Annotated in this window: 6 protein-coding genes and 1 tRNA gene; 6 read left to right on the plus strand and 1 reads right to left on the minus strand. The window is 42.2% G+C overall.

Going from position 1 to position 6,592, the window contains the following annotated elements; all coding sequences use genetic code 11:
* Window positions 1-3: 3 nt before the first annotated feature.
* The 6 genes from GKG43_RS19195 to GKG43_RS19220 all read left to right on the plus strand — a co-directional run bounded on the left by GKG43_RS19195 (window position 4) and on the right by GKG43_RS19220 (window position 5,497).
* Window positions 4-666, plus strand: coding sequence for a hypothetical protein (locus GKG43_RS19195; protein WP_050638943.1), 663 nt, complete (start codon window positions 4-6; stop codon window positions 664-666).
* A 969-nt stretch (window positions 667-1,635) separates the two neighbouring features.
* Window positions 1,636-2,241, plus strand: a complete 606-nt coding sequence (locus GKG43_RS19200) for a methyltransferase domain-containing protein (protein ID WP_050638942.1) — start codon at window positions 1,636-1,638, stop codon at window positions 2,239-2,241.
* Between the two features lie 286 nt (window positions 2,242-2,527).
* The gene (locus GKG43_RS19205) at window positions 2,528-3,760 is read left to right on the plus strand and encodes a hypothetical protein (RefSeq protein ID WP_055155011.1); all 1,233 of its coding nucleotides are present in this window, start codon (window positions 2,528-2,530) and stop codon (window positions 3,758-3,760) included.
* 35 nt (window positions 3,761-3,795) lie between these two features.
* A complete protein-coding gene (locus GKG43_RS19210; protein WP_173020126.1) occupies window positions 3,796-4,371 on the plus strand; it encodes a macro domain-containing protein in 576 nt (191 codons plus the stop codon).
* A 234-nt stretch (window positions 4,372-4,605) separates the two neighbouring features.
* Window positions 4,606-4,676, plus strand: a tRNA-Trp gene (locus tag GKG43_RS19215).
* A 326-nt stretch (window positions 4,677-5,002) separates the two neighbouring features.
* Window positions 5,003-5,497: a hypothetical protein gene (locus GKG43_RS19220; protein ID WP_055155013.1), complete on the plus strand. Its 495-nt coding sequence runs from the start codon at window positions 5,003-5,005 to the stop codon at window positions 5,495-5,497.
* A 177-nt stretch (window positions 5,498-5,674) separates the two neighbouring features.
* Here the strand turns inward: GKG43_RS19220 and GKG43_RS19225 are convergent, their stop codons facing one another.
* The gene (locus tag GKG43_RS19225; RefSeq protein ID WP_025656622.1) at window positions 5,675-6,154 is read right to left on the minus strand and encodes a small multi-drug export protein; all 480 of its coding nucleotides are present in this window, start codon (window positions 6,152-6,154) and stop codon (window positions 5,675-5,677) included.
* Window positions 6,155-6,592: the final 438 nt, after the last annotated feature.

Here is a 6,592-nt window from a genome sequence, read left to right on the forward strand (position 1 = left end):
TTTATGAGTAAAAAAAGAAAAATATCAGCTATTTTGCTGACGGCAATGACACTGCTACTGTTGGGAGGCTGCGGGAAAAAGTTTGACGCAGCCGGTTATACGCAGGCCCTATTGGATGTCTCATATAAGAACGAGACGGACAAGTATATGGAATTAACGGGATCGTCTAAAGAGGCGGCTGAAAAGATTTTCGAAAAGCGGATGGATATCACTATGGAAGGTTTTGAATCTCTGGACTTTCCGGATGAGCTGGAAGAAAAGTTCAGGGCACTGTTTGAAAACCTGACAAAGAATGTAAAGTATACAGTAGGGGAAGCCGTTGAAGATAAAGAAGGAAACTTTACTGTTGTCGTGTCAATCGAGCCGGTTACACTTTTTGATGATACATATGACGAGTTTCAGAAACAGGCCAAGGACTACGCAACAAAAGTCGCAAACGAAGTAATGAACGGGAAGGAAATGCCTTCCGACCAGGATATGCAGAACAGTGTTTATGAACTTTACTACGACATACTGAAAAGAGCTGTGGATGCAGGAATTCAGTATGGTGAGGTTCAGAAGATTACGGTGCATGTCAATAAGACAGAAGGGGATATCTATGAGATCCCGGAGGCAGATATGACGGCAATGGATAAGGCGATGATCTCCAGAGAGGTGTTGGAGTAGAAAGGGAGGCCGCCTTCCAGGCAGAAGGAGAGGGCAGGGTTGTTTTATAAATAATAATTCAGACTATTAAACAGAGCATTTTTGCGAGGGCAATGAAAGCTATACAAGTCTTTCACGGCCTTCGCCTTTTTTTACTTGTAGAGGTATAATATCGACATAGTATAGGTATATCATTAAAGCAGCAGTACCCGGATGGTCTGGTTTACGGAAGGATTTATTCGGAGGAAGCTTTTATAACAACGGAGGGAGAGATTGGAGGCTATGACCGACTCGTATGTAAACGTTTGAGTGACTTATTTGGCTTGAAGATTACGCCCAGAACTCTGGAATAGGACGAACTGACTACTTCTCTGGATAACGGTACTGTTTGAAGCCGTTTTTGTACCGGATTATAAACAGGCGGCAGAAGGACAGTTCGATTGACGGATTTATCTATGAGTCCGCCTCTGACTCGATCTCAATTCATGTGGCGGGATGATTTGACAAATATCCCATCAGCTTCTACAATAAACAAAAGAGCCAATGGCAGGGCATTGCTCATGAAATCCTGCGCAGAGTGCAGAACCTGACCGGCTAATCATTTGAAATTACAACCGGGACAGACGAACCCTGGAACTCGATTTTTAAAAACTAGAGAACTGAGATACGGCAATCATAACCAATCTGCTCAAGTCAAAAGATAGAAGCGGGTATTATCTGTGGCCGGATGAACCATACTCCGTAGACAGCTATGCACTGCTATCTCGCATGGATGCGCTGCAATGCTTCGAAGCGATGGAGTCAGGAGAAGTAGAGCTTGTTCTGATGGGGATATTATACCGTAAAAGAGAGCGTTCTTCTCACGGGCTGGTGATGAACTCTCATATTTTATCATCGCATCAGACCAGACGCTGTACAGGGCCAAGAAGGAAGTAATCGTGTTTGTACAAAACCAGACTCACCAGAAAATAGAAATTCGGAGGAATAGATGTGGGGAAAAAGACGGAACAGTCTCAAAAAGTATATAATAAGATGGCGTGGAAATATGATTCTGCTCCAGAGGGCAGATACACAAGCCCCCATAAAGAAGAGATAATTAAAAAAGCTGTGCTCAAGGAGGGAGACAATATTTTGGACGTTGCCTGCGGGAATGGGCGTCTGCTTGGAGAACTTTCTAAAAAGGCGGGAGTCAATGCTTTTGGTGTAGATATTTCTGAAAATATGATTGCCTCTGCCAGAGGAAGATACCCGGCCTGTACATTTGCGGCAGGTTCCTGTGCACCTCTCAGCTTTGAAAATGAGAGTATGGATGTCATAACGGTGTCTTGTGCATTCCATCACTTTGAAACACCCCAGACCTTTGCCAATGAATGTATGCGGGTATTGAAGAAGAACGGGAAAGTCATGATTGCTGAACCATTTTTTTCTCCGGTGGTGCGTTGGATTGCTAACACGGTAGTATTTCCATTTTCCAGAACAGGCGATGTGAGGGTATATAGCCAAAAGGAACTTCGATTATTTTTTGAATCGGCTGGATTTACTGACATAGAATCGTACACAACAGGTACAGTGTTATTTTTTTCAGCAACAAAATAAAAGTAACCAGGGAAAAATTATAGCGGGAATCTACACGGAAACACGGCATCCTCCAGGATGTTTTCACCAACTATAATGGTTACAAGTTAATTATACAACTTAAAGTCAACAATAAGCCAATAGGTGTTTTAGAAATAAAATCTTTATAAATTTGTGTGGCGACGCCATGTAATTATGAAAATGTGACTGTTCAGACTTAATAAACCGCTGAGTATAAAAATGTAATTTACGAAGGCGTTAAAAGTAATGTGTGAAAAATACAAAAGTAAAATGGAGAAAACAAATAATGAATAAAATCCCCTTTTTGAATATTGCAGATGTAAATTGTTGGATGGTCTATCTCATGCCATTTGCTACCGACGACAGAGCGAACTATGAGTTGGTGAGCACGCTTCAGCAAACATGTATTGAGGCGAAAATCTTCGGTATGGGCTGGGATATGCCTTGTTTTGAATATGGCACACCGATTTCCGACGAAAATGCAGCCATCTATATTGAAAAGTACAAAAAGCAGGGAGGGTCAGTGTCAGAAGATGCTGTTAATGGATACAAGGCAATTAGAAAGGGAGACTATGTTATCACGCGCCTTAAGAATAGTCATTATTATGTGGGCAGAGTTTCATCTGAAGGGGCAATGTATATTTATAAAGAAAATGATCCGGTCTATGGACGTTTCTCATGGGGCGGAACGGTTGATAAGTGGATCGAGTTTGCGAATGACGGTGAACTTCCTTCTGAGATCGCAGGCAGATTCTCTCAGAGGCTTCACTCTACTATTCAAAGAATCGCACCATACCGCCAGAGGCTCTTGGTCATTTCGATGTATGAAAATTTTGAGGCGGACGAAAACAGGAGATTTGAGATTCCCAGGCTGAAAATCGGCGTCAATAACTTTGTCAGAAGCTTAAATTACATGGAACTCGAGGATCTTGTGGCATTATATATAAGTAATAAGCATGGTTCAGAGGGGTACAAGCTATTGCCTTCATCCTGCAAGGTGAGTCAGCAGAATTTTGAATTCCGGTTTGTTGCTAATGGCAGAAAGCCAATAACATGTCAGGTAAAGAATCAGCATGACATTGAAATAGATTATTATATTCAGGAAAATTCATATGAGTATATTTATATTTTTTCTGGAAAATGGAATGACGAATGCGTCGGGGAACTCAGAGGTAAATATGAGGAGTATAAGCATATTTATATAATCTCCCCAAGCGAGTTATTCGAAGCCCTGAAGAAGGATAATATTTTTGAGAATAAGTTCTATGATTTTGACAATGAGCCAACAGCTCCGGACAGGCTGCCATTAGACGATTATCATATCTGCACGAGGCCAAAAAAAGAGAATGAATGCTCGGTTTCCGGGGATTTCGTCTGTTTTATCAAAAAAGATGGGCTCGTTTATTCCTCGGAGTTTGGGGCGCTGGTCTTGTCCTGGCACATTTTGGAAGACCGGGAGTATGAACAGAGGTGCATCGACCAAATTTTGAAGGATATTAACAGAGGAACGAATGTATGAGGCCGGGAGTTTATATGGCTCAGATGGGGCGGAAGATGAAAATTTACCTGTTGGACAGAAATCAGACTTTAGTCTCCATCTGGAAGCTGTATTTCCGGGAGGAGGGAGAGGTAACTGTAGTATGTGATGATTTTAGGCATTTTATGGAGACAACGCCCGTAGAATGTGTTGTTTCTCCGGCTAATTCCTACGGTCTTATGGATGGGGGATACGATCTGGCAATCTCTGAATGGTTTGGGTGGGAACTTCAGGAGAAAGTGCAGAGGCATATCCTGGAGCATTATCGGGGGGAACAGCCTGTGGGTACCAGCTTCATCATTGATACAGGAGTAAGAGGCATAAAGCTGATCCACACGCCGACTATGAGAATACCTTCTGCTATTAAGGATTCTATGGTGGTGTACCAGTGTATGAGAACATGTCTAATGACAGCGCTTGACAATCAGATCGAAAGTATAGTGATTCCTGCCTTTGGCGGTTTCTGCGGATGTGTGCCGCCGCAGATATTATGTGAGATGATGTTTGAGGCATATAGGCAGATTATGAATCCGCCGGAGGAACTGAACTGGGAGTATGCATGCCGGTGGGAGCCGGAGAATAAAGCGTTTTAACATGTTATAGGCAAGAGTTCCCCTTCCTCTTTAGGTGGAGGATGAATTTCAATTAGCCTGTCGGCGAAAACATCTATTGCCATATCTGGCACAGAAGATGTTTTCCGAAATCTAATATCATGTCCTTTGATAAAATTAGCTGAAAAATATGGGGAAAATATGGAGATTTTTCTTGACAAATAGGGGTGGGCTGGGTATAATGATCTAGTGACTGAGAAAGATGTCGTATTATAAAGGGGATTGGTCAAATGGTATGATAGGGGTCTCCAAAACCTTTGGTGGGAGTTCGATTCTCTCATCCCCTGTTCCAAAAGTTTTAGAATGAGTGGCAGTGTGGATACATTGATAATTGTATCTATACTGTTATTTTTTTATGATATAGGAAATTCCTCTGGAATTTCCTATATCATAAAAAACCTCCGGGAGGATGCACACGCCGCGATAAGTATATAGCCGCAAGGCGGCAAAGTGTGCAAGCCCCTCATGAGTGAGGGGGGAGTTGAGGCGGACTTGCCCACTTTGTTCTTTATTTAAAATAATGTATTTTCCACTTGACTATGACACTATGCTGCAGTTTATACTGAAACCATTAGGATAAGAAGAATAGAAGACAATTCGGAGGATAAACAGCATGATTGAAAAGCACATATCAGAAAAACAGTTTAATTTCATTCAGGAGCGGGATAAAATATTTATCATAGAATTCACGAAAGAGCTCGAAAAGATGGGATATACCTATGGAGGTGAGATTGGCAGCGGTTACTGTTGGGGAAAATATATGCTTATTTTTAGAAAAGCAGGAGTAAAATCCAAAAATGTCGTGGCTCGTATTTACATCAAAGAAGACTCCATTGTACTTAGATTGTTTTTAAATGATGTCACAAAACATGCTGCATATATAAGCGCAGCCCCTGAGCATATACAGATGGCGTTTACAGGTGATTACGGAACATGTAAACATTGCAAAGGCGATAACTGCAAATTTCGGAAAGACTATGAAATAGGCTGCATAAAATATGAGAAATGCAACGGAACAACATTTGAATATCATGACCCTAAAATAGAAAACCTTGCGGACTATCTGGCACTGTTCAAAGAATTCTATTTACGTTCTTCCCGTTTATAAAATATAGAGGCAATGTATAGAAAGTTTTATAAAGAGCCATGTGTAAGCACTAAAAAAACCTCACGGTCATCTCAAAACGCGAAAACGTTTCTTGGAAATGACTGTGAGGTTTTTATGGAGATTTATATCTGGTTCGACATAGCTCCCTTCACCTACAAGTTTATTACTTTCGTTACTTTACCCAAACAGTGCCCCAATGGCCCCAAATAGTCCAGCGCTTGCCGCCCCCATTATAATTCCGGCCAAAAGCACTCCCAGCATCACCGCGATTACGCTTGATTTGAAATCCATATCCAGTAAGCTTGCTGCGAGTGTTCCCGTCCAGGCTCCGGTGCCGGGGAGTGGAATCCCAACAAATAGGAGAAGGGCAATAGGCAGTCCTTTTCCAGCCTTTTCTTTCAGCTTCTGACCACCCTTGTGACCTTTTTCAAGGCAGAAAGAAAAAAACTTTCCGATCACTGGCTTATCAGATCCCCATTCCAGAACTTTTCTTGCAAACAGGAAAATAATAGGGACCGGAAGCATATTGCCGATAACCGCAATGATATAGGACGGCAGCAGGGGAAGCCCGAACAGCTGGGAATAAGGAATAGCCCCGCGCAGTTCGATGAGCGGTACCATTGAGATTAAGAAGACATATAGATATTTATTAAACAAAATATTTTCCTCCATTCATTTACATGCTATTATATAAAAACTCGTCCTAATTATAAAGGCTTGCAGGCAGATTGTAAATGAGAAAATGGAAAATCAGTTACTTTTCGCGCTGTACCCTACATTTAAATCGGGATTTAGTCGGCAAGCTTTAGACTTGTCGACGGATGGGGACGCTTTATGACAGGGAGGCCGGGGAGGTGCTGGGGCTGTATATGCCGTTGCAATATGCACCCATGCTGCTAAGTGATTCTAGAACAGCCGATGCCGGATAGGCGGGTACGCTGAACACATCACGGGAAATCTGATGATTTCCCGCGCTGGGTTCAGCAAAAACTTGATTTGGTGATCAAGTTTTTCCCCGCCTATCCGGCATCGGCTGTTCAAGAATCACTAAGCGCATTCCAGCATTTCGCAACGGCATATACAGCCCCAGCACCT

Source organism: Eubacterium sp. BIOML-A2 (genome assembly GCF_009680135.1).
GTDB lineage: Bacteria > Bacillota > Clostridia > Lachnospirales > Lachnospiraceae > Faecalicatena > Faecalicatena contortus_B.